This window comes from Alkalibacterium sp. s-m-28 (assembly GCF_054658175.1).
Genome location: NZ_BAAGIQ010000301.1, coordinates 1 through 378, shown reverse-complemented (window position 1 = coordinate 378; position 378 = coordinate 1). Strand labels below are relative to the sequence as shown.

1 tRNA gene and 1 rRNA gene are annotated in these 378 nt (G+C 44.4%); both read right to left on the bottom strand.

The features are described from left to right. Nucleotides 1–151: 151 nt before the first annotated feature. Nucleotides 152–224 (bottom strand) — tRNA-Ala (locus ACYQ4S_RS12425). A gap of 91 nt (nucleotides 225–315) precedes the next feature. Next, nucleotides 316–378, bottom strand: a 16S ribosomal RNA gene (locus ACYQ4S_RS12420); the annotation flags it as partial.

The following is a 378-nucleotide window of genomic DNA, read 5'->3' as shown; positions in this document are numbered from 1 at the left end:
GTAATTCATAGCGATGAGAGTTTTGTTAACGAACAAAACTGTTCTCAATAAATCTATTTCTCGGTGTTGTTTCTTAACATGTTTGTGTTGTGTTTAATCAACTATCTAGTTTTCAAAGAACAAAGTCACACCCTAAAAAACAAGGATGCAATGGAGCCTAGCGGGATCGAACCGCTGACCTCCTGCGTGCAAAGCAGGCGCTCTCCCAGCTGAGCTAAGGCCCCATGGGGTATTAAATTGAGAGAGGATCTCTCAAAACTGAACAAAGTAAAAACCTGTGCAAGGTTCCGTGTGCCCTGATGGCACTATCCTTAGAAAGGAGGTGATCCAGCCGCACCTTCCGATACGGCTACCTTGTTACGACTTCACCCCAATCAT